Source organism: Streptomyces sp. NPDC057099 (assembly GCF_042671245.1).
GTDB lineage: Bacteria > Actinomycetota > Actinomycetes > Streptomycetales > Streptomycetaceae > Streptomyces > Streptomyces purpurascens.
On sequence record NZ_JBHUTX010000049.1, the window covers coordinates 14689 to 38063 of the forward strand.

At 70.7% G+C, this 23375-nt stretch carries 16 protein-coding genes; 9 read left to right on the plus strand and 7 right to left on the minus strand.

The genetic code is table 11. The features are described from left to right. Positions 1-6 precede the first annotated feature (6 nt). Positions 7-1527 (plus strand): glycerol kinase GlpK, encoded by a 1521-nt coding sequence (gene glpK / locus ACFT4A_RS35580; RefSeq protein ID WP_382838851.1) that lies wholly within the window; start codon positions 7-9, stop codon positions 1525-1527. Positions 1528-1614: 87 nt separating this feature from the next. On the opposite strand, the gene ACFT4A_RS35585 is transcribed toward glpK, so the two are convergent. Genes ACFT4A_RS35585 through ACFT4A_RS35605 form a run of 5 tightly spaced genes read right to left on the minus strand, consistent with a single transcriptional unit; the run spans position 1615 to position 9762 of the window. Continuing rightward, a complete protein-coding gene (locus ACFT4A_RS35585) occupies positions 1615-2220 on the minus strand; it encodes an ATP/GTP-binding protein (protein WP_382838853.1) in 606 nt (201 codons plus the stop codon). Next, positions 2201-5851, minus strand: coding sequence for a hydantoinase B/oxoprolinase family protein (locus ACFT4A_RS35590; RefSeq protein ID WP_382838855.1), 3651 nt, complete (start codon positions 5849-5851; stop codon positions 2201-2203). The genes ACFT4A_RS35585 and ACFT4A_RS35590 overlap by 20 nt, the downstream gene beginning before the upstream one ends. 24 nt (positions 5852-5875) lie before the next feature. Next, the gene (locus ACFT4A_RS35595; protein ID WP_189726348.1) at positions 5876-6271 is read right to left on the minus strand and encodes a DUF742 domain-containing protein; all 396 of its coding nucleotides are present in this window, start codon (positions 6269-6271) and stop codon (positions 5876-5878) included. A 9-nt stretch (positions 6272-6280) separates the two neighbouring features. Continuing rightward, the gene (locus tag ACFT4A_RS35600) at positions 6281-6715 is read right to left on the minus strand and encodes a roadblock/LC7 domain-containing protein (protein ID WP_382497466.1); all 435 of its coding nucleotides are present in this window, start codon (positions 6713-6715) and stop codon (positions 6281-6283) included. Next, positions 6712-9762 carry a nitrate- and nitrite sensing domain-containing protein gene (locus ACFT4A_RS35605; protein ID WP_382838858.1) on the minus strand — a complete coding sequence of 1017 codons (3051 nt, stop codon included), beginning with the start codon at positions 9760-9762 and terminating at the stop codon, positions 6712-6714. The genes ACFT4A_RS35600 and ACFT4A_RS35605 overlap by 4 nt, the downstream gene beginning before the upstream one ends. 421 nt (positions 9763-10183) lie before the next feature. On the opposite strand from ACFT4A_RS35605, the gene ACFT4A_RS35610 reads away from it, so the two are divergent. Next, positions 10184-10747: a hypothetical protein gene (locus ACFT4A_RS35610; RefSeq protein ID WP_382838939.1), complete on the plus strand. Its 564-nt coding sequence runs from the start codon at positions 10184-10186 to the stop codon at positions 10745-10747. Between the two features lie 78 nt (positions 10748-10825). Here the strand turns inward: ACFT4A_RS35610 and ACFT4A_RS35615 are convergent, their stop codons facing one another. Beyond that, positions 10826-12016, minus strand: coding sequence for an NAD(P)/FAD-dependent oxidoreductase (locus ACFT4A_RS35615; RefSeq protein WP_382838860.1), 1191 nt, complete (start codon positions 12014-12016; stop codon positions 10826-10828). Between the two features lie 157 nt (positions 12017-12173). Next, positions 12174-12497: a bifunctional 3-phenylpropionate/cinnamic acid dioxygenase ferredoxin subunit gene (locus ACFT4A_RS35620; RefSeq protein WP_382838862.1), complete on the minus strand. Its 324-nt coding sequence runs from the start codon at positions 12495-12497 to the stop codon at positions 12174-12176. Between the two features lie 318 nt (positions 12498-12815). Here ACFT4A_RS35620 and ACFT4A_RS35625 point away from each other — a divergent pair, with 318 nt between their 5' ends. The 7 genes from ACFT4A_RS35625 (at position 12816) to ACFT4A_RS35655 (ending at position 23338) form a co-directional block, all read left to right on the plus strand. Beyond that, positions 12816-13658 (plus strand): IclR family transcriptional regulator, encoded by an 843-nt coding sequence (locus tag ACFT4A_RS35625; protein ID WP_382838864.1) that lies wholly within the window; start codon positions 12816-12818, stop codon positions 13656-13658. Between the two features lie 213 nt (positions 13659-13871). Further along, positions 13872-14957: an S-(hydroxymethyl)mycothiol dehydrogenase gene (locus ACFT4A_RS35630; protein WP_382838866.1), complete on the plus strand. Its 1086-nt coding sequence runs from the start codon at positions 13872-13874 to the stop codon at positions 14955-14957. Positions 14958-15038: 81 nt separating this feature from the next. After that, complete coding sequence (locus ACFT4A_RS35635; protein WP_382838869.1) at positions 15039-17489, plus strand: FAD-dependent oxidoreductase; 2451 nt, start codon at positions 15039-15041, stop codon at positions 17487-17489. Positions 17490-17585: 96 nt separating this feature from the next. Next, positions 17586-18728, plus strand: a complete 1143-nt coding sequence (locus ACFT4A_RS35640; RefSeq protein WP_382838872.1) for an aromatic ring-hydroxylating dioxygenase subunit alpha — start codon at positions 17586-17588, stop codon at positions 18726-18728. Next, positions 18709-20175 (plus strand): aldehyde dehydrogenase family protein, encoded by a 1467-nt coding sequence (locus ACFT4A_RS35645; protein WP_382838875.1) that lies wholly within the window; start codon positions 18709-18711, stop codon positions 20173-20175. Before ACFT4A_RS35640 ends, ACFT4A_RS35645 begins: the two co-directional genes overlap by 20 nt. 39 nt (positions 20176-20214) lie before the next feature. After that, a complete protein-coding gene (locus tag ACFT4A_RS35650) occupies positions 20215-21777 on the plus strand; it encodes an APC family permease (protein ID WP_382838878.1) in 1563 nt (520 codons plus the stop codon). A gap of 10 nt (positions 21778-21787) precedes the next feature. Then, a complete protein-coding gene (locus ACFT4A_RS35655; protein WP_382838881.1) occupies positions 21788-23338 on the plus strand; it encodes a GMC family oxidoreductase in 1551 nt (516 codons plus the stop codon). The last annotated feature ends 37 nt before the right edge of the window (positions 23339-23375 follow it).

Here is a 23375-nt window from a genome sequence, read left to right on the forward strand (position 1 = left end):
GTAGCCATGACGGACAACGCAGAAAAGTACGTCGCCGCAATCGACCAGGGCACCACATCGAGCCGCTGCATCGTCTTCAACCAGGACGGCGCGATCGTCGCCGTGGACCAGCGCGAACACCGCCAGATCTTTCCCAAACCGGGCTGGGTGGAGCACGACGCCACCGAGATCTGGTCCAAGGTGCAGGCCGTGGTGGCCGGGGCGATCGCCAAGGCCGGACTGCGCGCCGACCAGCTGAGCGCGCTCGGGATCACCAACCAGCGCGAGACGACCCTCCTGTGGGACCGCGCGACGGGAAAGCCGGTGCACAACGCCATCGTGTGGCAGGACACGCGGACGGCGGCACTCTGCAACCAGCTGGGCGGCTCGGACGGGCAGGACCGGTTCCGCGAGCAGACGGGGCTGCCGCTGGCCACCTACTTCTCCGGGCCCAAGGCCGCCTGGCTGCTCGACAACGTGCCCGACCTGCGGGGGCGTGCCGAACGCGGTGAGATCGCCTTCGGCACGATGGACTCCTGGCTGATCTGGAACCTCACCGGCGGCACGGACGGCGGGCAGCACGTCACCGACGTGACCAACGCGGGCCGCACCATGCTGATGAACCTGGAGACCCTCCAGTGGGACTCCTCGATCCTCTCCGCGATGAACATCCCCGAAGCGATGCTGCCCGAGATCCGGTCCTCCGCCGAGACGTACGGCACCGCTGTCGGCCAGCTCGCCGGCGTGCCCGTGGCCTCCGCGCTGGGCGACCAGCAGGCGGCCGTGTTCGGCCAGGCCTGCTACGACGTCGGCACGGCGAAGAACACCTACGGCACGGGCAGCTTCCTGCTGCTCAACACCGGCAACCGCCCGGTGCCGTCGAAGAGCGGTCTGCTGACGACCATGGGCTACAAGATCGGCACTGAGGCGCCGGTCTACTGTCTGGAGGGGTCGATAGCCATAACGGGCGCGCTGGTCCAGTGGTTCCGCGACCAGCTCGGCATCATCCGGACCGCCGACGAGATCGAGCCCCTGGCGGCGAGCGTGGAGGACAACGGCGGCTCGTACATCGTGCCGGCGTTCTCGGGCCTGTTCGCCCCGTACTGGCGCTCCGACGCGCGTGGCGTGGTCACCGGACTCACCCGGTACGTCACGAAGGCACATCTCGCGCGTGCGGTGCTGGAGGCGACGAGCTGGCAGACGCGCGAGGTCGTGGACGCCATGTACCAGGACTCGGGGGTGCAGATCACCACCCTGAAGGTCGACGGCGGCATGACGAAGAACAATCTGCTCATGCAGCACCAGGCGGACGTGCTCGATGTCCCGGTGGTGCGGCCCAAGGTCTCCGAGACGACCTGTCTGGGCGCCGCTTACGCGGCCGGTCTGGCCACCGGTGTGTGGAACGACCTGGACGAGCTCAAGGCGCACTGGCAGAAGGACGTCGAGTGGACGCCGTCCATGGACGCGTCGGTGCGGGACCGCGAGTACCACAACTGGCGCAAGGCCGTGGAGAAGAGCTTCGGCTGGGAGGAGGACGGCGAAAGCTGACCACGCGCGCGTGGGGCCCTGTTTCCGGACTGCGGCCCGTACCCCGGTCGGCGGGGGTGCGGGCCGCGCCGGTGGGTCGGGCCCGCGTCAGGTCGTCACGGTTGGGCGTTGGCCGGCCGCGTACGCCATGGCGTGCTGGACGACGCCGATGAGTGCCTCCTTGACCGACTCGCGGTCGCGGGCGTCGCACATCAGGAGGGGTACGCCGTCGTCGAGATCGAGGGCCTGGCGGACGTCCTCGATCGGGTAACGCGGGGCGCCCTCGAAGCAGTTGACGCCGACGAGGAAGGGGATCGAGCGCCGTTCGAAGTAGTCGACGGCGGCGAAGCAGTCCTCCAGGCGGCGGGTGTCGGCGAGCACGACGGCACCGAGCGAGCCTTCGGAGAGTTCATCCCACATGAACCAGAACCGCTCCTGGCCGGGGGTGCCGAAGAGGTACAGCACCAGGTCCTCACGGAGGGTGATGCGGCCGAAGTCCATGGCCACGGTCGTGGTGTGCTTGCCTTCCACGCCGCTGGTGTCGTCGATCGGGCGACCGGCCTCGGTGAGCAGTTCCTCGGTGCGCAGCGGCCTGATCTCGCTGACCGCGCCGACGAGCGTGGTCTTGCCCACGCCGAAGCCGCCGGCCACCAGGATCTTGAGCGTGACGGGCTCGACCGGAGGCTTGCCGCGCTCAGAACGCCCGAAGATCATCGATCTCTACTCCTGCTTGATGGGGGTCGGGCGACGGCGGACCATAGCCTCCGCCGCCGGGGGTTTCGATGACGAGAACGTCGCCGGTGACGACGTCCGCAGAGTCGCTGCCGCCGAGTGCGGTCACGGTGCCGTCGGCGTGTTCCACCCGATTGGCACCGAGAGCACCCGGCTCGCCGCCGGCCATGCCGTACGGGGCGACACGTCGGTGCTGTGACAGCGTGGAGACGGTCATGGGCTCCAGGAAGCGGATGCGGCGCACGGCGCCGTCCCCGCCGCGCCACCGGCCGCCGCCGCCGCTGCCGGGCCGGACCGCGAACTCCTCGAGGCGCACGGGAAGCCGCCACTCCAGGACCTCGGGGTCGGTGAGGCGTGAGTTGGTCATGTGGGTCTGGACGACGGGTGCGCCGGGGAAGCCGTCGCCCGCGCCGGAGCCCGAGGCGACGGTCTCGTAGTACTGGTGGCGCTCGTTCCCGAAGGTGACGTTGTTCATGGTCCCGGAGCCCTCGGCCTGGACGCCGAGCGCGGCGTAGAGGGCACCGGTGACGGCCTGGGAGGTCTCCACGTTGCCGGCGACGACGGCGGCCGGCGGCTCGGGGGCGAGCAGGGAGCCGGGCGGTACGACGATGCTCAGGGGGCGCAGACAGCCGTCGTTGAGGGGGATCTCGTCGGCGACGAGGGTGCGGAAGACGTACAGGACGGCCGCGTTGACGACCGAGAAGGGCGCGTTGAAGTTGCTGGGCAGCTGCGCCGACGTGCCGGTGAAGTCGATGGTGGCCGCGCGGTTCTCGCGATCCACGCGCACGCATACGCGGATGACGGCGCCCGAGTCGGTCTCGTAGGCGTATTCGCCGTCGTCGAGGGCGTCGATGACGCGGCGTACGGCCTCTTCCGCGTTGTCCTGGACGTGTCTCATGTACGCCTGGACCACGTCGAGGCCGAAGTCCTCGATCATGCGGCCGACCTCGTCGACGCCCTTCCTGTTGGCGGCGATCTGGGCGCGCAGGTCGGCGAGGTTGGTCTTCGGGTTGCGGGAGGGGTACGGCGCCTCGGTGAGGAGGCGGAGGGTCTCGTCCTCGCGGAAGCGGCCGTCCTCGGCGAGCAGCCAGTTGTCGAAGAGGACGCCCTCCTCCTCGATGGTGCGGCTGTCGGCGGGCATGGAGCCGGGGGCGATGCCGCCGATCTCGGCGTGGTGGCCGCGTGAGGCGACGTAGAAGAGGAGAGTCGGGTCACTCTCCGTGACGTCCGACGGTGTGGTGTCGAAGACCGGGGTGATCACGGTGACGTCGGGCAGGTGGGTGCCGCCGTGGTACGGGTCGTTGACGGCGTAGGTGTCGCCCGGGCGCATGCGGGAGCCGCGCCGGCGGATGACCTCCTTGACGCTCGTGCCCATCGAGCCCAGGTGGACGGGGATGTGCGGGGCGTTGGCCACCAGGTTTCCGTCGGGGTCGAAGAGAGCGCAGGAGAAGTCCAGGCGCTCCTTGATGTTGACGGACTGGGCGGTGGACTCGAGGCGGGCGCCCATCTGTTCGGCGATGGACATGAAGAGGTTGTTGAAGACCTCCAGCAGAACCGGGTCGACTTTCGTGTCGAGATCGGAACTCTCCGTAATCGCGGCGCGTTCCATGACCAGATGCCCGTCGTCGGTCGCCGCGGCCTGCCAGCCGTCGTCGACGACGGTCGTCGCGCCGGCTTCGGTGATGATCGCCGGGCCGATGACGGTGCCGCCGGGGGGAAGGCCCTCGCGGCGGTGGAGGGGTACGTCGTGCCAGGCGCCGCCCGTGTGGAGGCGGACGGTCTGCGGCGCTGCGGGGCTGCCGTCGGCGGTGGCTTCGCAGGGGGCGAGAGCGGAGAGATCGGGGGGTTCTGTGATGCCGGTGGCTTCGACGGAGAGGGCTTCGACGACGATCGGTCGGTCGAGCGTGAAGGAGTACGTGGCGCGATGACGTTCTTCGAAGGCGTGCCGCATCGTGCCGGGCTCGGTCAGCTCGACGGTGAGGGTGGTGTCGGTGCCGTCGTAGCGGAGCTGCGCGCGGCGGGTGATCTCGATGTGTTCCTCGGGGACGTCCTCGGCGCGGAGTTCGGCGCGCGCCGCCGCCTCCAGGTCTTCGGCGGTCTTGCGGACGCCGGGCATGGAGGCGGGTTCCAGGGGCACCTCGACGGACTGTTCGCGCATGGCGGTGGTGTCGGCGAGGCCGATGCCGAGTGCGGAGAGGACACCGGCCATGGGCGGCACGAGGACGGTGCGGATGCCGAGGGAGTCGGCGACCATGCAGGCGTGCTGGCCGCCGGCGCCGCCGAACGTGGTGAGGGCGTAGCGGGTGACGTCGTGGCCCTTCTGGACGGAGATCCGCTTCACGGCCGACGCGATGTTCGCGACGGCGATCTGCAGGTACCCCTCGGCGACCTGTTCGGGGGTGCGGTCGTCGCCGGTCTGCTCGCGGATCTCGCGCGCGAGGGCGGTGAAGCGGTCCCGGACGAGTGCCTCGTCGAGGGGCTCGTCGCCGTTCGCGCCGAACACCTTCGGGAAGTGGTCGGGCTGGATGCGGCCGAGGACGACGTTGGCGTCGGTGACGGCGAGCGGGCCGCCGCCCCGGTAGCAGGCGGGCCCGGGGTCCGCGCCCGCCGAGTCCGGCCCTACGCGGTAGCGGGAGCCGTCGAAGTGCAGCACCGAGCCGCCGCCGGCCGCCACGGTGTGGATGTCGAGCATGGGGGCGCGGAGCCGGACGCCGGCGATCCGGCTGGTGAAGACGCGTTCGTACTCACCCGCGAAGTGGGAGACGTCGGTGGAGGTGCCGCCCATGTCGAAGCCGATGACGCGGTCGAAGCCGGCCAGCTGCGACATACGTGCCATGCCGACGATTCCACCGGCCGGCCCGGACAGGATGGCGTCCTTGCCGCGGAACTGCCCGGCCTCGGTGAGACCGCCGTTGGACTGCATGAACATCAGCCGTACGCCCTCGAGTTCGTCGGCGACGTGCCGGACGTAGCGGCGCAGTACGGGCGAGAGGTAGGCGTCGACGACGGCGGTGTCCCCGCGGGGGACGAGTTTCATCAGGGGGCTGGCCTCGCTGGAGAGCGAGATCTGCGGGAAGCCGATGCGGGCGGCGAGTTCCCCGACGGCCTGTTCGTGGGCGGGGTGGAGGTGGCTGTGCATGCAGACCACGGCCACGGCCCGGATCCCGTCGTCGTACGCCTCCCGGAGGGGCCCGGCGAGGGCGTCGAGGCCGGGTGCGAGCAGGACGGTGCCGTCGGCGGCGATGCGCTCGTCGACCTCGACGACTCGTTCGTACAGCAGCTCGGGCAGTTCGATGCGGCGGGCGAAGATGCTGGGGCGGTTCTGGTAGGCGATGCGCAGGGCGTCGCGGAAGCCGCGGGTGATGACCAGGAGGGTGCGCTCGCCCTTGCGCTCCAGGAGGGCGTTGGTGGCGACCGTGGTCCCCATGCGCACGGTCTCGACGGGGTCGCCCGAGCCGGCCAGCAGGGTGCGGACCGCCTCGACCGCCGCGTCGGCGTAGCGGGCCGGGTTGTCCGACAGGAGCTTGTGCGTGAGCAGCCGGCCGTCCGGGCGTCGCGCGACGACGTCGGTGAAGGTGCCGCCTCGGTCGACCCAGAACTGCCAGCCTGTCACGTCAGTACCCCGCTTCCGCGCTGCTCACAGCGCCCGGAGGCCGTTGATCACGTCGCGCAGAATACTCTCGTCCGGCAGTTCGGCAGGGGGTACGGGCCGGTTCACATGGACGAATTCCGAGTCCACGAGATCTCCGACAAGGACCCGTACCACCCCGATCGGCAGGTCGAGTTCCGCTGCGAGTTCGGCGACCGACTGCGGGACGTCACGGCACAGCTCGACGATGTCCACGTGCTCCGGGGAGAGCATGTGGTCCGCTTCCGGGTCATCCGCGTGCGGTTCCGTGACCACGACCGCGATCAGGTCCAGGCGGTGCTGGCCCTGGCTGCTGGTGCGGCCGCGTGTCATGGCGTACGGACGGACGACCGGTCCGGCTTCGTCGTCGAACCAGTGGCTTCTTCCCTGACCGTCAGCGCTCATGTCATCCCACTACCCGCCTGCGGGCAGATCGGTGCGCGGAGCGGCACCCAGATGCACACCGACCCGCTTGACGAGGAGCGTCATCTCGTAGGCGACCTGGCCGACGTCGGAGTCGGCGTCCGAGAGGACGGCGAGGCAGCTGCCGTCACCGGCTGCGGTCACGAACAGGAAGGCGTCGTCGAGCTCGACGACGGTCTGGCGGACGTTGCCGGCCTCGAAGTGGCGTCCCACACCCTTGGCGAGGCTGTGGAACCCGGAGGCCACGGCAGCCAGGTGCTCGCTGTCCTCCCTGGTCAGGTCCCTGGACACCCCCGTCGCCAAACCGTCGCTGGAAAGCACGAGGGCCTTGCGGATGCTCGCGACGCGGTCCACCAGGTCGTCGAGGAGCCAGTTCAGCTCCCCCTTGATGGTCGCGGTGTGGCCGGTGGCCTTCGGTGCGGTCATCGACCGTCCCCCTCTGTCGTTCCTTGTCGTGCTGCGCCGCTGTAGGCGGCATCGCCCGCGGCGTTCTCATCACGGCCGCGCTGCCAGCCGCGCTGGAGCGAGGCCATGCGGCTGCGTACTTCCTCGGCGTCGCGTTCGACGGGCTCGGCCTTGTCCTCCGTACGCGGCTCGGCCCCCCGCTTCAGCTGCGGAGCCAGGTTGGCCTGCCGAACGCGCCGGGGCAGTGGAGTGGTGCCGGAGCCGGTGTCCTGTGGCGCGGCACCGGAGCCTGCCTCGTGGCGCGTGGGCCCGCCGGTGTTCTCCGGTGCGGGTCCGGAGCGGTGGTCGGGTGCGTCCGGGCCACTGGACGCGATCTCCGCGCGGCGGGTGCGCTTGGGCAGACCGGGCGGTTCCGACCGGTCTCCGACGGCGTTGCCGGGCGTGGCCGGGGATTCGGTGTGGTCGGCGTCCCGGCCGACCGCGCCGATGGCCGGGCGAGCGGATTCCGTCCCCCGGCGACGGGCCGGCAGGGGCGGGGGTGCATCGGTCCGCGCCTCGCCCCGCCGGGTGCCGGCCGAGGAGTCCTCGGTGCGGCGCCGGACCGGAAGCGCGGGGTCCGGCCCCGGCCGGCCCGCGGCACGGCCGCTCGCGGAGTCCTCGCCCCGGCGACGCGAGGGGAGCGAGGACGTCGCCCCCGATTCCGCTCGGCCGGTGGCCGTGGTGGGCTCCTCGTCGGTCTTCCCCCGACGGGTGCGCTGCTCGGTGACCGGGCGCCCGTGCGAGCTGACCAGCTTGGGGGTGTGGCGGCGAAGCGGGACGGCCGGAGCGCCGGGCTCGTCGTCGGTGTCGGTCCGGTCCCGTCCGCCGCGGGCGTCGCTCTGCTGCTGCGGATCGGGGCGGCCGGCTGTCTCGTCCTGGGCGCGGGTGAGGGAGTGGCGGGGGCGGAACAGGGCGCCGTGTCCGCTGTTCTCGTCCTCGAGGGAGCCGGGGAAGCCGCTGATGGCGTCCAGGTCCACCGGGGCTTCCAGCTCGACCGGGCCGTCCAGGAGGGAGGCAGGCAGGCCGGGGCGCTGTGCGGGCGCCTGGGACAGGGCGGCGCGGCGGCTGTCCTGCGACTCGCTCTCGGTGGCCAGCTGGGGGCGGTCGAGGCGGAACCCGATGCCGTTCGTGTCCGGGATGTCGTCCGTCAGCAGCGCGTCGGGGATGAAGACGACGGCGGTCGTGCCTCCGTACGGGGAGGGCTGCAGGGAGACCCGGACGTTCTGTCGCTGGGCGAGCCGGCTGACCACGAACAGACCGAGCCGGTCGGTGTCGGACAGCTCGAACTCCGGCGTCTCGGCGAGCCGGAGGTTCGCGTCCAGGAGTGCTTCGGCGGCCATGCCGAGGCCGCGGTCGTGGATCTCCAGGGTGAAGCCGTTGGCGACCCGCTCGCCCAGGACCTGGACGGCGGTGTGCGGCGGCGAGAAGACCGTGGCGTTCTCCAGGAGTTCCGCCACGAGATGGGTGAGGTCGGCGACGGCCGGGCCGGTGACGGCGATACGCGGAAGGCGGCGGACCTCGATGCGTTCGTAGTCCTCGACCTCGGCGACGGCGGCGCGGACGACGTCCATGAGCTGGACGGGCTTGCGCCACTGACGGGAGGGGGCGGCGCCGGAGAGGATCACGAGGCCCTCGGCGTGCCGGCGCATGCGGGTGGTCAGGTGGTCGAGGCGGAACAGGTCGGCGAGTTCCTCGGTGTCCTCGGTCCTGCGCTCCATGGCGTCGAGCAGGGTGAGCTGCCGGTGGAGCAGGACCTGGCTGCGGCGCGCGAGGTTGACGAAGACCTCGGAGACGCCGGCGCGCAGCTCGGCCTGTTTGACGGCGGCTTCGACGGCGGCGCGCTGCAGGGTGTTGAGGGCCTGGCCGACCTCGCCCATCTCGTTCTTGTCGTACTCCAGGTGCGGGACCTCGGTCTCGACGTCGACCTGTTCGCCCGCGGAGAGCCGGCGCATCACGCTGGGCAGCCGTACCCCGGACGCCTCGTGGGCCTCCAGGCGCAGCTGCCGCAGATCGCGGATGAGGGTGCGGCCGACGCGCACGGACAGGAAGAGGGAGACCAGCAGCGCGAGCAGGCCGAGCACTCCGGCGACGACCGCCTTGGCGATGACGCCCATGGCCACCGGATCGACGCGGTCCTGGTAGCGGTCGTTGGCCTGGTCGTTGAGGGTGCCGAGCTCGTCGAGCACGTTGCCGGCGGCGCTGTCCCAGCTTTTCGCGGAGACACCGCGGGGCGCTCCGGTCCCGGAGGAGACGGCCGCTTCCTCGGCCACGCGCAGCGGAGCGGAGGAGGCGTTCTTCCAGAAGCTCTCGTAGCGGTCGCGCTCCGCGACGGGCAGCAGCGGCAGGTTGGCGTCGTACATCAGGATGCGCTGGGCCACGAGGTCGGAGATGTCGCGCTCTTCGGAGTGGGAGATCTCGCCGACGATCAGGGCGGAGCCGAGGAGGGCGTCCTCGCGGGAGAGGAGTTCGCGGGCGCGGGCGAGATTGACCAGCGCGCGGTACTGCTTGTCCAGTTCGACGTTGTCGACCACGTGCAGGTTGGCCAGGAGGACGTAGCAGGGGTCGACCAGCCGGTTGTAGAGGTCGAGGGCCTGAGAACGGTTGACGGTGCCGTCCTCGACACTGCTGCGCAGCGACTCGATGCCTTCGAAGGCGTCCAGGACCGCGGTCAGCCGCTCGTCGGTGTCCTCGCCCATCGCATCGCGCACGTCCGGATTCCGGGCGTTCTCGCGGATGCTGCCGACGGCCTTGTCGGTGGCGGACCGGCTGCGCCGGAGCGCTGCGAGTCCGTCGGAGCCGCGGGGGTCGGCGAGGTAGACGAGGGTCTGGCGGCGTTCCTCCTGGAGGACGCGGACGGTGTCCTCGATGGGGTAGCCGATCTTCTCCACCACGGACGACACGTTGAACAGGTCGGCCGCCTCACGCCCCGTGAGCACCGTGGCGAAGGCCCAGATCGCGCTCAGGGACACCAGCGGCACGAGAAGCAGCGCCACGATCTTCCGGCGGATGGACTTCCCGCGAAAGCGCATGGCCTCCCCCAGCTCGGGCCCCCGGCCTACCGGGGGTACACATGTGCGTCAACAAACGGCGCGAGCCTACTACCGACCCACAGGGAACTCGAAGACCGGTCCGGAAGGTGAACTTCCGCGCCAGCCACGAGGCATGGGGAGTTGTCCGGGCATTGCGGGAGTTGTCTCCCCTAAACCGGTGGCGGCCGTGGGGGCCGATCGCCGTGACCCGCCAGGGCGGTTGGCTGAAATTTTTCGTTTCTCGGGAATCTTCGTGGTGGGTCGTTCGTCCTTCTCTACGGGAGTTGGGGGCGGAATCGGCCACAGGAGCCGCATCCCGCACCTGGGCGGCGTAAGACAGCGCAAGCCGGGCAGCCCACTGAGGAGCACGGGTCTTCGGATGCGAGCGAGCGGTCTGCTGGCGGTGGGGAGTGACACGTTGATGGGCACGGCGGAGCGGCGCGGGACGCCCAGGGCTGGTGGGGCGCACGTGCCGGGGCATCGGAGTCGCGAGGCGACTGATCGCGACATTCCGGCTGAGGGGACGGAGACCAGGGCTCACGAGAGAGCAGCCCTGGCTCACGAGGTGGGCCGCGGCGGACGCGAGCAGCAGTACAACCGGCCCCTGTGGGTGGAGGAGCCGGCCCGGCGACGGCGGCTGCCGGATCCGGTACGGACGGCGGCCGTGCGGGCGGTGCTCCTCATCGCCTTGACGCTGATCCAGGCGATGGTGGCCTTCCTGTGCACGATGGCCGGGTCCTGGCCGGCGTTCCCCATGGTGATCAGCAGCGTGGTCAGCACGATCGCGGCCACCTGGGGAGCCCTCGACGTGTGGGTGACGCGTCAGGTCTGGAACCAGCGCAACGGCGTGGTCTCCATGCCCAGCAGCACGGCTCGGGCGCTGCGCCGCGAGCGGCGCCGGGCCCGACGGCAGGCACGCGCGGCCATGCGTGCCCAGGAGCGGATACGCCGGCGGGGCGGGGCCGGGCAGTTGTCCCACTCGTGAGGAGTGACGGCCGGGTGACCGTGGCGAGGCGTCCGGACCTCGAAGCGCACGCCCGGTCGATGCCCTGGCCGGCACTCCTCACCGTGCGGCGGACTGCACCCGTTCCTCCCCCGCACCCCGAGCGAGTTCGCGTCGCGCCCGCATGAACGGCCGCGGGCGGTCCACGGCGAGCACCGCGGTCGTCCGGCCGTCCCGCTCGTAGCGGGCGAGGAAGCCGCCCTCGGCCGGTGTGCCGTCGGAGAGCTCGCCCTCGGTGACGCGGACGGTGTCGCCGTCCGTGCGCCGGCCGGCGAACTGGATGGCGGCGCCGTACTGGTCGGACCAGAAGTAGGGGACGGCGGTCGCGGTCTCGACGGTTCGTCCGGCGAGCAGGTTGGTCACGGCGGCTCTGGGCTGCTGAGTGGCCGACGTCCAGTGCTCGGCGCGGGTGCCGCCGACGCGGGCCACGTCGCCGACGGCGACCACCTGGGGCAGGACCGTCACACAGCCGTCGTCGCACAGGACGCCGTCGTGCAGGGCCAGGGCCGAACCGACCAGCCACGCGGTGTTGGGGGTGGCGCCGATTCCGACGATCACGATGTCGGCGGGGAGGGTGCGACCGTCGGTGAGGTCCACGCCGGTGACGGTGGTGGTGCCCCGAAGTCCGGTCACTCCGGTGCCGGTGACCAGGTCCACCCGGCCACGGTGGTGCAGTGAAGCGCACACGGCGGCCATCTCGGCGCCGAGTTGGGGCACGAGGGGGAGCGGGGCGGCCTCCACGACGGTGACGGAGTGGCCGAGGGAGGAGCAGGAGGACGCGGTCTCGGCGCCGATGAAGCCACCGCCGATGACGACGACACGGCACGGGCCACGGGTGAGTTCCTCGCGCAGGGCACGGGCGTCGTCGAGGGTGCGCAGCGTGTGTACGCCGGCGAGGGTGTCACCCGGGAGACGGCGGGCCGAGGCGCCCGTGGCGATGACGACACCGTCGGTGGACACGGTGCGGCCGTCGTCGAGCAGCACGGTGCGGCCGCGGGCGTCGAGGGCGCGGGCACGGACGCCGAGGATCCACTCGGCGCCGAGTTCGGTGGTCTCCTCGCTGTCGGTGAGGGCGAGGTGGGTCTCGTCGGCTCGGCCGGTGAGGAAGTCCTTGGAGAGGGGAGGCCGGTCGTAGGGGTGGTGGGGTTCGTCGCCGACGATCACCAGACGCCCGTCGTAGCCCTGGGCACGCAGTTCCCGGGCCGCGTACAGGCCGGAGAGGGAGGCGCCGACGATGGTCACGGTTCGCATGCGGCATGCCTCCTTGCGGCGTCCCACACACTCGCCTCACCGGTCGCGGCACGCCGGACCACGGCATCCGCCCTGCCGGCTCCGCCGGTGGTGATGCGCCTGCTCCCGGCTGCCGGCGTGCGGGCCGTACCGCTCGCGCCGCCTTCGCGTTTCGCGTTCACGCGGCCGTCCCCTCCTCCGCAGCGACGTGGACGTGGATGAGGCCGTCCTCGACGGTGACGCTGTGGGTGCGGACGGCTCGGCGGGCCGGGAGGCAGGTCGGGCGGCCCGTGCGCAGGTCGAACGAGGCGGCGTGCAGCGGGCATTCGACCAGGCAGCCCTCCAGCCACCCCTCGGAGAGGGAGGCGTCCTGGTGGGTGCAGGTGTCGTCGATGGCGTAGAGGTCACCGTCGTCGGTATGGAACACGGCGACGGGCGGTGTCGTCTCGATGCGGACGGATTCGCCCTTGGGGAGGTCTTCGAGGCGGCAGACGGGAATCACGGGCCCCCCTTTCGGTCCGGGACGTGGCCGGACCGTTCGGCCAGACTGTAGGCAGTTCATGGAGTGCCACGGACCGGGGCGGGTCCGGGCACGGAGAGGTGTGTGTGTCGGTGCCGAGGTCCGGTCGCGCCGTCAGGACCGAGTCCCCCTGCCGGGAGCTCGTCCCCTTCCGAGATCCGGACGCTTCGGTAACATGATGTTTCACATGGCGCATTGGCAAGCGCTATACGCAACAGAATCCGGGCGAGGCGACCGTCGCGTCAAGGGGTTCCCGAAGATGCGGCCCAAACAGGGCCGACAGGTGGTGAGAGTTCAGCCATGACCCGCACGCAGAAGCGGTCCGACCGCGATGAGAACCCGCCGGAGAACCCCTCGGAGAGCACGGCGAAGCCTGGTGGCAGAGGCGCGGCGAGTGCCGTCCAGTCGGTGGATCGCGCCGTGAGCGTCCTGGAGATCCTGGCCCGGCACGGCGAGGCGGGCGTCACCGAGATCGCCGACGAGCTGGACGTGCACAAGTCCACGGCGTTCCGGCTACTCGGCGTCCTGGAGAACCGCGGCCTGGTCGCCCAGGCGAAGGACCGCGGCAAGTACTACCTGGGCGCCGGCGTACTGCGCCTCGCGGGGGCGGCGGCAGTGCGGCTGGACGTGTCCCAGGAGGGCGTCCCGGTGTGCCGGGAACTCGCCGACGAGCTGGGCGAGACGGTCAACATCGCGGTCCTGGACGACGACGCGGCGGTCAACATCATGCAGGCCCGCGGCACCGCCTCGGTCACCGCGCAGAACTGGCTCGGCCGCCGCACCCCGCTGCACGCCACGTCCAGCGGCAAGGTGCTGTTCGCCCACATGCCGCCGACCCTGCGCGAGGGCCTGCTGGCGCGCCCGCTGCACCGTTTCACGGAGCGCACGGTCACGGTCGCGTCCATGCTGCGGGGCGAGTTGGACACCGTCGTGCAGCAGGGCTACGCGATCACGGTCGAGGAGCTGGAGATCGGCCTCGCGGCGGCGGCGTCGCCCATCCGCTCGCACGACGGCAAGGTCATCGCGTCGCTGAGTGTCTCGGGGCCGGTGTACCGGCTGAGCCAGGAGCGGCTGCCCGAGCTGGCGAAGCGTACGGAGGCGGCGGCGGCCGAACTGTCCCGTCGTATGGGATACGGCTTCTGACGTACCCGGGCCGGTTGGCCGGGACGCAGGGCACACAGCGCGGGACCAGGTGGAATCCCTGGTCCCGCGCTGTTGTGTGTCCGGTGTGTTTCGCCCGCCCCGTTCCGTTTTCCAAGGCTTGACTCGTACCTCTTGACGGCTCCTTGATGCGATTCCCACTATGTTCCCCATCGCGCAACCCATCGTGCACTGCGCAACAGCAGAGGAGTGGTCGTGCCACACGAGGTCCGTGCCGCAGTCGCTGTCAAGAAAGGCGCACCCGTCGAGGTGCAGACGATCGTGGTTCCCGATCCCGGCCCCGGAGAGGTCCTGGTCACCGTGCAGGCGTGCGGGGTGTGCCACACGGATCTGCACTACCGGGAGGGCGCGATCACGGACGACTTCCCGTTCCTGCTGGGCCATGAGGCGGCCGGCACGATCGAGGCGGTCGGCGAGGGCGTCACCGACCTCAAACCCGGTGACTACGTGGTGCTGGCCTGGCGTGCTCCCTGCGGCCGTTGCCGTTCCTGTCGCCGGGGCCGCCCCTGGTACTGCTTCGACTCCCGCAACGCCGCCCAGCCGATGACCCTGCTGGACGGCACGCCGCTCACGAACGCCCTCGGTATCGGCGCCTTCGCCGAGAAGACGCTGGTCGCGGCGGGCCAGGCGGTGAAGATCGACCCGGCCGCGCGCCCGGAGGCCGCCGGGCTCATCGGCTGCGGGGTCATGGCGGGCTACGGCGCCGCGGTCAACACCGGCAAGGTCGGCCGGGGCGATTCGGTCGCCGTGATCGGCTGCGGCGGCGTCGGCAACGCGGCGATCGCGGGCGCCTGTCTCAACGGCGCCATGAAGGTCATCGCCGTGGACATCGACGACCGGAAGCTCGACCAGGCGGAGAAGTTCGGCGCCACACACACCGTCAACTCCCGGGGGACCGACCCCGTCCAGGCAGTGCGGGAACTCACCGACGGCTTCGGCGTCGACATCGCGATCGACGCGGTGGGCCGCCCGGAGACGTTCACGCAGGCCTTCTACATGCGCGACCACGCGGGCCTGCTGGTCCAGGTCGGCGTGCCCTCCCCCGAGATGAAGGTCGAGCTGCCGCTGATCGACGTGTTCTCGCGGGGCGGCGCGATCAAGTCGTCCTGGTACGGCGACTGTCTGCCGAGCCGGGACTTCCCGTTCCTCGTCGACCAGTACCTGTACGGGCTGCTGGACCTGAACGCCTTCGTCAGCGAGACCATCGCGCTGGACCAGGTGGAGGAGGCGTTCGCGAGGATGCACCGGGGTGAGGTGCTGCGCTCGGTGGTCGTCCTGTGAGCGCTGTATAGACCCAACACCTCACTCCCCCCAGCGTGTTCATCCATCCCGGCAAGGACAACGCCAAGGACAAGGAGGGGCATGTCCAGCACACCCGAAATCCCCCGCGTGGTCGTCATCGGCGCCGGCATCGTCGGCTGTTCCCTCGCCGACGAGCTGACCGCCCGCGGCTGGACCGACGTCACCGTTCTCGAACAGGGGCCCTTGCCCGCGCCGGGCGGCTCCACCTCGCACGCACCCGGCCTCGTCTTCCGGACCAGCCCGTCGAAGACCCTCACCGCCCTCGCCCGGTACACGGTCGAGAAGTTCAGCTCGCTCGACGTCGACGGCGTCTCCTGCTTCGACCAGGTCGGCGGCCTGGAGCTGGCCACCACTCCCGAGCGTCTCGCCGAGCTGCAGCGCAGGTCCGGTTACGCCGCCGCCTGGGGCGTGCGCGGCGAGATCGTGGACGCCGCGCGCTGCAAGGAACTGTGGCCGCTGATCGACGAGTCGGTGGTCCTCGGCGGCTTCCACACCCCGGAGGACGGCCTGGCCCGCGCCCTGCTCGCCGCCCGCGCCCAGATGGCACGGGCCACCGAGCGGGGCGCCCGCTTCCTGGACCGGCACACGGTCACCGGCATCGAGCGGCAGGACGGCAGGGTCAGCGAAGTCGTCACCGACCGGGGCACCTTCCCGGCCGACCACGTCGTCTCGGCGGCCGGCTTCTGGGGCCCGGTCATCGGCCGCATGGCCGGGGTCGACGTCCCTCTGCAGCCGCTCGCCCACCAGTACGCGAGGACCAGGCCGCTCCCCGAGCTGAACGGTGCGACCGCGGAGGCCTCGAAACCGATCCTCCGCTTCCAGGACCGCGACCTCTACTTCCGTGAGCACACCGACCGGATCGGCATCGGCTCCTACGCCCACCGGCCCCTGCCCGTCGACCCCTTCGCCGTCCTGCCGTACGACGAGGCGCGCGCCCGCCACATGGACATGCCGTCCTCCTGTCCCTTCACGGAGGAGGACTGGGCCCCCAGCTGGGCCGACTGCCGCCGGCTCATGCCCGCGCTGCGCGACGCCGAGATCGAGTCGGGCTTCAACGGCGTGTTCTCCTTCACCCCGGACGGCATGCCGGTCCTCGGCGAGTCCCGGGCGCTGCGCGGCTTCTGGCTGGCCGAGGCCGTCTGGGTCACGCACTCGGCCGGTGTCGCCAAGGCCGTCGCCGAGTGGATGGTGGACGGGCGGCCGTCGATCGACCTGCACGAGTGCGACCTCACGCGCTTCGAGGAGGCGCAGCGTTCACCGTCGTACGTCCGTGAGCGGGGTTCGCAGCAGTTCGTCGAGGTGTACGACGTCATCCATCCGCTCCAGCCGATGGAGCGGCCCCGGCCCCTGCGGGTCAGCCCCTTCCACGCCCGTCAGCAGCAGCTCGGCGCGTACTTCCTGGAGGGCGGCGGCTGGGAGCGGCCGCACTGGTACGAGGCGAACGCCCCGCTCGTGGACGCCCTCGGTCCTCTCCCCGAGCGCGACGCCTGGTCGGCCCGCCACTGGTCGCCCCTCGCGGCGGCCGAGGCCAGGGCGACGCGTGAGGGGGTCGCCCTCTACGACATGACGCCCCTGCGCCGCCTCGAGGTCACGGGCCCCGGAGCCCTCGGTTTCCTGGACCGTATGACCAGCAACAACCTCCGCAAGAAGCCCGGCGCGGTCACCTACACCCTCCTCCTCGACGAGACGGGCGGCATCCGCTCCGACCTGACCGTGGCGCGCCTCGCCCCCGACCGCTTCCAGGTCGGCGCCAACTCCCCCGCCGACCTCGACTGGCTGCTGCGCCACGCGCCGGCGGACGTCCACATCCGGGACATCACCTCCGGCACCTGCTGCGTCGGTGTATGGGGCCCGCTCGCCCGTGACCTCGTCCAGCCGCTCACTCCCGACGACTTCTCGCACGAGGCCTTCGGCTACTTCCGCGCGAAGGAGACGTACATCGGGCATGTCCCGGTGACCGCCATGCGGCTGAGTTACGTCGGCGAGCTCGGCTGGGAGCTGTACACCACCGCCGACCTGGGGCTCCGGCTCTGGGACACGCTGTGGGAGGCCGGCCGGGACCTCGGCGTGGTCGCGGCGGGCCGCTCGGCCTTCAACTCCCTGCGGCTGGAGAAGGGCTATCGGGCCTGGGGCGTCGACATGACCGACGAGCACGACCCGTTCGAGGCGGGTGTCGGCTTCGCGGTCCGTATGGACAAGGAGGACTTCGTCGGCAAGGCCGCGCTGGCCGAGGCCGGCGAGCCCGGCCGCCGCCTCACCCCCCTCCTCCTCGACGACCCCGCCGCCGTCGTCCTCGGCAAGGAGCCGGTGTACGTCGACGGTGCCCCCGCCGGCTACGTCACCAGCGCGTCGTACGGCTACACCCTCGGCCGCTGCGTCGCGTACGCCTGGCTGCCCGCCCGTCTCGCCACGGGCACGGGCGTGCACATCGAGTACGTCGGCGAGAAGGTCTCCGCCACGGTGGCCGACGAGCCGCTGTTCGACCCGAAGATGACGCGTATCCGCCGCTAGGAGGCATGCCTTGTCCCCCAGTCACGACGCGATCGCAACCACCACCCCCGTCTCTCCCGCCCGCCTCGCCGCCGCGCCCGTCCGAGGAGCACGCACGTGACGACGACCCCGATCCCCCCGAGCCTGATCACCACCCTCCCCGGCCGCTACTACACCGACCCGGACGTCTTCCGGCAGGAGCAGGAGCACATCTTCGAGTCGATGTGGTTCTGCGCGGTCCGCAGCTCCGACCTGGAGCGGCCCGGTGCCTTCCGCACCGTCCAGGTCGGCCGCGAGAGCGTCGTCATCACCCGTACCCGCAAGGGTGAACTGCGCGCCTTCCTCAATGTCTGCCGCCATCGCGGGGCGCGCCTGTGCACGGAGGAGTCGGGTGAGAACCGCCGCACGCTCCAGTGCCCGTACCACGCGTGGACGTACGACCTCGATGGCAAGTTGATCGCCGCACCCAACTTGATCAAGATGCCGGACGTCGACCGTGTCGCGTACGGGTTGATCAATGTCGCTCTGCGTGAGTGGCTCGGCTACGCCTGGGTGTGCCTGGCGGACGAACCGCCCTCCTTCGAGGAGACGGTCGTACAGGCCGCCGTCGAGCGGCTCGGTGACGTCGCGGCCATCGACCACTACGGCACGGAGAACCTCGCGCTCGGCAAACGCATCACCTATGACGTGAAGGCGAACTGGAAGCTGATCGTCGAGAACTTCATGGAGTGCTACCACTGTGCGACGATCCACCCCGAACTGACCGAGGTGCTCCCGGAGTTCGCCGACGGGTACGCCGCCCAGTACTACGTGGGCCACGGCGCCGAGTTCGGCGACGAGGTCAAGGGCTTCACCGTCGACGGCGGCGAGGGCTTCGGCAGGCTTCCGGCCGTGGGCGCCGACCAGGACCGCCGCTACTACGCCATCACGATCAAGCCGGCGGTCTTCGTGAACCTCGTCCCTGACCACGTCATCCTGCACCGCATGTTCCCGCTCGCGGAGGACCGCACGGTCGTCGAGTGTGACTGGCTGTACGCGCCCGAGGTGGTGGAGTCAGGGGCGGATGTGTCGAGGTCCGTGGAGCTCTTTCATCGGGTGAACCTCCAAGATTTCGACGCCTGCGAACGAACACAGCCGGCGATGGCTTCCCGGGCGTACCGAAAAGGGGGTGTACTCGTGCCCAACGAGCACCACATCGGGATCTTCCACGAGTGGCTCGTCGAACGGCTGGGAGGCGCGCATGCCGGACCTGTTCATTGACGGTGAGTGGCGGGGCGCCCTCGACGAGCGCACCCGTGAGATCCGCTGCCCGGCCGACGGTTCCCTGGTCGGCGTCGTGGACGAGGCGGGCGGCAAGGACACGGTGGAGGCGATCGCCGCGGCCCGCCGGGCCTTCGACGACGGGCCGTGGCCGCGGACCCCGGCGCACGAACGCGGCGACCTGCTGCTGCGCGTCGCGGACCTCCTCGCCCGGGACAAGGCGGCCCTCGCCCGCGCGGAGTCCCTGGACACGGGCAAGCGGCTCGTGGAGAGCGAGTACGACATCGACGACATCGCGAACTGCTTCCGCTACTTCGGGCGGCTGGTGGCGAGCGAGTCCGGCCGGGTCGTCGACACGGGCCGGGCGGACGTCGACAGCCGGGTCGTGTACGAGCCGGTCGGCGTGTGCGGGCTGATCACGCCCTGGAACTATCCGCTCCTGCAGACGGCGTGGAAGGTCGCCCCGGCTCTCGCGGCCGGGAACACCTTCGTGCTCAAGCCGAGCGAACTGACCCCGCACACCGCGATCCACCTGGTGCGGCTGCTGGCGGAGGCCGGGCTTCCGCCGGGCGTCGGCAATCTGGTCCTCGGTGCGGGCCCGGAGGCGGGCGCCCCGCTCGGCGACCATCCGGACGTGGACCTCGTCTCCTTCACCGGCGGCCTGGAGACCGGCCGCCGGCTGATGGCGGCCGCCGCTCCGACGGTGAAGAAGGTGGCCCTCGAACTCGGCGGCAAGAACCCCAACATCGTCTTCGCCGACGCCGGCTTCGAAGCCGCTGTTGACATGGCACTGACAGCCGTGTTCCTGCACTCGGGGCAGGTGTGCTCGGCCGGTACGCGACTGCTCGTCGAGGACTGTCTGCACGACCGCTTCGTCGACGAGGTGGTACGACGGGCGCGGGAGATCCGGCTGGGCGGGCCGTTCGACGAGCGGGCCCGGACCGGTCCGCTGATCTCGGCCGCGCACCGGGCCAAGGTCGAGGCCTACGTGGCGAGGGGCCTGGCGGAGGGCGCGGTACTGCGCTGCGGCGGCTCGCGCCCGGACCGGCAGGACCTGGCCGGCGGCTTCTACTACCCGCCCACCGTGCTGGACGAGTGCGCCTCGGGCATGTCCGTGGTCCAGGAGGAGTCCTTCGGACCCGTCCTCACCGTCGAGCGGTTCACGGGCGAGGAGGAGGCCGTACGTCTCGCCAACGACACGATCTACGGTCTCGCGGGCGCCGTGTGGACGAGCGACGAGGCCCGGGCCGCGCGGGTCGCGGACCGGCTGCGCCTCGGAACGGTCTGGATCAACGACTTCCACCCCTACGTTCCGCAGGCGGAATGGGGCGGTTTCAAGCAGTCCGGCTTCGGACGCGAACTCGGGCCCGCGGGGCTCGCCGAGTATCGCGAGACGAAGCACATATGGCGCAACACCCGTCCCACACCCCAGGGTTGGTTCGACTGATCGAATCCGCCCCGAGGAACACCCATTGAGGAACCGCCCATGAGACCGACCGCGCAGTCCACAGACGCCCCCGGCCAGGACGACGCCGAACTCACCGAGTTCGGCTACAGACCCGAGCTCAAGCGCACCCTCGGCAACTTCCACACCTTCGCCGCCGGGATCAGCTACATATCGATCCTGACCGGCACCTTCCAGCTGTTCTACTTCGGCTACGGCAGCGGCGGCCCCGCCTACTGGTGGTCGTGGCCGATGGTCTTCGTCGGCCAGTTCATGGTCGCGCTCTGCTTCGCGGAGCTCGCCGCGCGCTATCCCGTCGCGGGCTCCGTGTACAACTGGTCGAAGAAGATAGGCAATCCGCATCTGGGCTGGCTCGCCGGCTGGATGATGCTGATCGCCTCGATCGTGTCCATCGCGGCCGTGGCGCTGGCCTACCAGCTGACGCTGCCGCAGATCTCGTCGTTCTTCCAGTTCGTGGGAGACGGCACCGGTACGTACGACGTGGCGACCAACGCGGTCATCCTGGCCGCGGTGTTGATCCTGTTCACCACCCTGGTGAACGCCTTCGGCGTCAAGTTGATGGCGAGGATCAACACGGCGGGCGTGTTCATCGAGTTGATCGCCACTGTCGTATTGATCGTCCTGTTCGCCGTCCACATCACGCGTGGCCCGCAGGTCGTCATGGAGACGCACGGCACCGGCGCGGGGTACGGAAACGGGTACCTGGGTGCCTTCCTGGTGGCCTCGCTGGCCTCCGCGTACGTCATGTACGGCTTCGACACCGCCGCCTCGCTCGGCGAGGAGTCCCTCGACCCGACCCGGAACGCACCGCGCGCGATCATCCGGGCGATTGTCGCGTCCTTCGTGCTCGGCGGTCTGATCCTGCTGCTCGCGCTGATGAGCGTGTCCAGCCTCAAGGGCGAGAAGCTGTCCACGGACGGTCTGCAGTACATCGTCCTGGACGTGCTCGGCCCGACGGCCGGCAAGGCGATGCTGTGGTGCGTGCTGATCGCGGTGACGGTGTGCGCCCTGGCGGTCCACACGGCCGCCGTCCGGCTGGCGTTCGCCATGGCCCGCGACAACAACCTGCCCGCGTCCTCGAAGCTGGCCAAGTGCCACCCGCGATTCCAGACACCGGTCCTGCCGACCGTGATCATCGGGATCCTGGCGCTGGCGATCCTGGTGGTGAACATCCGCCAGCCGCAGATCTTCACCGTCGTCACCAGCATCGGCATCATCATGATCTACCTCGCCTACCTGGGTGTCACGGTGCCGCTGCTGGTCGCCCGGCTGCGCGGAAAGTGGCAGCCCGCGACCGAGGGCCGCTTCTCCCTGGGCCGCTGGGGGCTGCCGGTCAACATCCTGGCCGTGCTGTGGGGCGGCGCCATGACGCTCAACCTCATCTGGCCGCGGGCCGCGGTCTACAACGCCGCGGCGCCCTACCACTGGTACCTGCGCTGGGGCGCCGTGCTGTTCGTCGCCGTCATCGCGGGCGGCGGCTTCGCCTACTACTGGTTCGTCCAGCGGCACCGGACCGGCGTGCTCGCCGAGCACCGCTCGGACACCACGGCCACGTCTCCCCTCTCCGCCCCGGCGGCCGACTGAAGGAGGACCCATGAGTACGCATGAGTTCGACTATGTCGTGGTCGGCGGCGGCACCGCGGGCAACGTGGTGGCGGCCCGACTGTCCGAGGACCCCTCCGTCACGGTGTGCGTGCTGGAGGCAGGCCCGAGCGACGTCGGCGACGACGACGTCCTGCGCCTCGAGCGCTGGATGGGGCTGCTGGAGTCCGGCTACGACTGGGACTATCCGGTCGAACCGCAGGCCAGCGGCAACAGCTTCATGCGGCATGCCCGGGCGAAGGTGCTCGGCGGCTGCTCCTCCCACAACTCCTGCATCGCCTTCTGGGCACCCGCCGAGGACCTCGACGACTGGGCGGCCGCGGGCTGTACGGGCTGGAGCGCCGCGGACCTGTATCCGCTGTACCGGCGGCTGGAGAACAACGACGCGCCCGGCGACCACCACGGCCGCACCGGCCCGGTGAAGCTGCGCACGCTGAAGAGCGACGACCCGTGCGGCACGGCCCTGCTGGAGGCGTCCGCGCAGGCCGGCATCCCCACGGTCGCCTTCAACACGGGCCGGACGGTCGTCCGGGGCGCCGGTTGGTTCCAGATCAACTCCGACGAGAACAACATCCGCCAGTCGTCCTCGGTCGCCTATCTGCACCCGATTCTCGGCAAGCGGCCCAACCTGGAGGTACGCACGGGAGTACGGGCCAAGAAGCTGGTTCTCGACGGGCGGCGTTGCGTGGGCGCCGAGTACCTCGACCCGGATCTGATCCACACCCGGACCGTACGGGCCCGGCGCGAGGTGATCGTCTCGTGCGGGGCGATCGACTCGCCGAAGCTGCTGATGCTCTCGGGCATCGGACCGGCCGGGCACCTGCGCGAGGTCGGCGTCGAGACGGTCGTGGACGCGCCGGGCGTCGGCGAGAACCTCCAGGACCACCCCGAGGGCGTGATCATGTGGGAGGCCCGGCAGCCGATGACCACCACGTCCAGCCAGTGGTGGGAGGCGGGCATCTTCTACGACACCGAGCCGGGGCTCGACCGGCCGGACCTGATGTTCCACTACGGGTCCGTGCCGTTCGACATGAACACCGCCCGGCACGGCTACCCCACCTCCGAGAACGCCTTCTGCCTCACACCCAACGTGACGCGCGCGAAGTCGCGGGGCACGGTGCGGCTGCGGACGCGGGACTACCGGGACAAGCCGAGGGTGGATCCGCGGTACCTCACGCACGAGCACGACGCGCGGGTGATGACGTACGGGCTGAGGCTGGCCCGGCGGATCGCCGAACAGCCCGCGCTGAGCGGCTGGGCGGGGGCGGAGCTGGCGCCCGGGCCTGACCTGCGGACGGACGAGGAACTGCTCGGCTACATCCAGCGGACGCACAACACCGTCTATCACCCGTCCTGCACGGTGAAGATGGGTGCGGACGACGATCCTTCGGCCCCCTTGGACGCGCGGCTGCGGGTCAAGGGGGTTCAGGGACTGCGGGTCGCGGACGGGTCGGTGATGCCGGACCTCGTGACGGTCAACCCGTGCATCACGACCATGATGATCGGCGAGAAGTGCGCGGATCTGCTGCGGGAGGACGCGTAGAGGAGCGCCTCAGGGGCGCGGGGAACTGCGCGACCGG

Coding starts and splice junctions, on each gene's coding strand:
- glpK (WP_382838851.1), top strand. CDS start 7: ATGACGGACAACGCAGAAAAGTACGTCGCCGCAATCGACCAGGGCACC.
- ACFT4A_RS35585 (WP_382838853.1), bottom strand. CDS start 2,220: ATGATCTTCGGGCGTTCTGAGCGCGGCAAGCCTCCGGTCGAGCCCGTC.
- ACFT4A_RS35595 (WP_189726348.1), bottom strand. CDS start 6,271: ATGAGCGCTGACGGTCAGGGAAGAAGCCACTGGTTCGACGACGAAGCC.
- ACFT4A_RS35600 (WP_382497466.1), bottom strand. CDS start 6,715: ATGACCGCACCGAAGGCCACCGGCCACACCGCGACCATCAAGGGGGAG.
- ACFT4A_RS35605 (WP_382838858.1), bottom strand. CDS start 9,762: ATGCGCTTTCGCGGGAAGTCCATCCGCCGGAAGATCGTGGCGCTGCTT.
- ACFT4A_RS35610 (WP_382838939.1), top strand. CDS start 10,184: ATGGGCACGGCGGAGCGGCGCGGGACGCCCAGGGCTGGTGGGGCGCAC.
- ACFT4A_RS35615 (WP_382838860.1), bottom strand. CDS start 12,016: ATGCGAACCGTGACCATCGTCGGCGCCTCCCTCTCCGGCCTGTACGCG.
- ACFT4A_RS35625 (WP_382838864.1), top strand. CDS start 12,816: ATGACCCGCACGCAGAAGCGGTCCGACCGCGATGAGAACCCGCCGGAG.
- ACFT4A_RS35635 (WP_382838869.1), top strand. CDS start 15,039: ATGTCCAGCACACCCGAAATCCCCCGCGTGGTCGTCATCGGCGCCGGC.
- ACFT4A_RS35645 (WP_382838875.1), top strand. CDS start 18,709: ATGCCGGACCTGTTCATTGACGGTGAGTGGCGGGGCGCCCTCGACGAG.
- ACFT4A_RS35650 (WP_382838878.1), top strand. CDS start 20,215: ATGAGACCGACCGCGCAGTCCACAGACGCCCCCGGCCAGGACGACGCC.
- ACFT4A_RS35655 (WP_382838881.1), top strand. CDS start 21,788: ATGAGTACGCATGAGTTCGACTATGTCGTGGTCGGCGGCGGCACCGCG.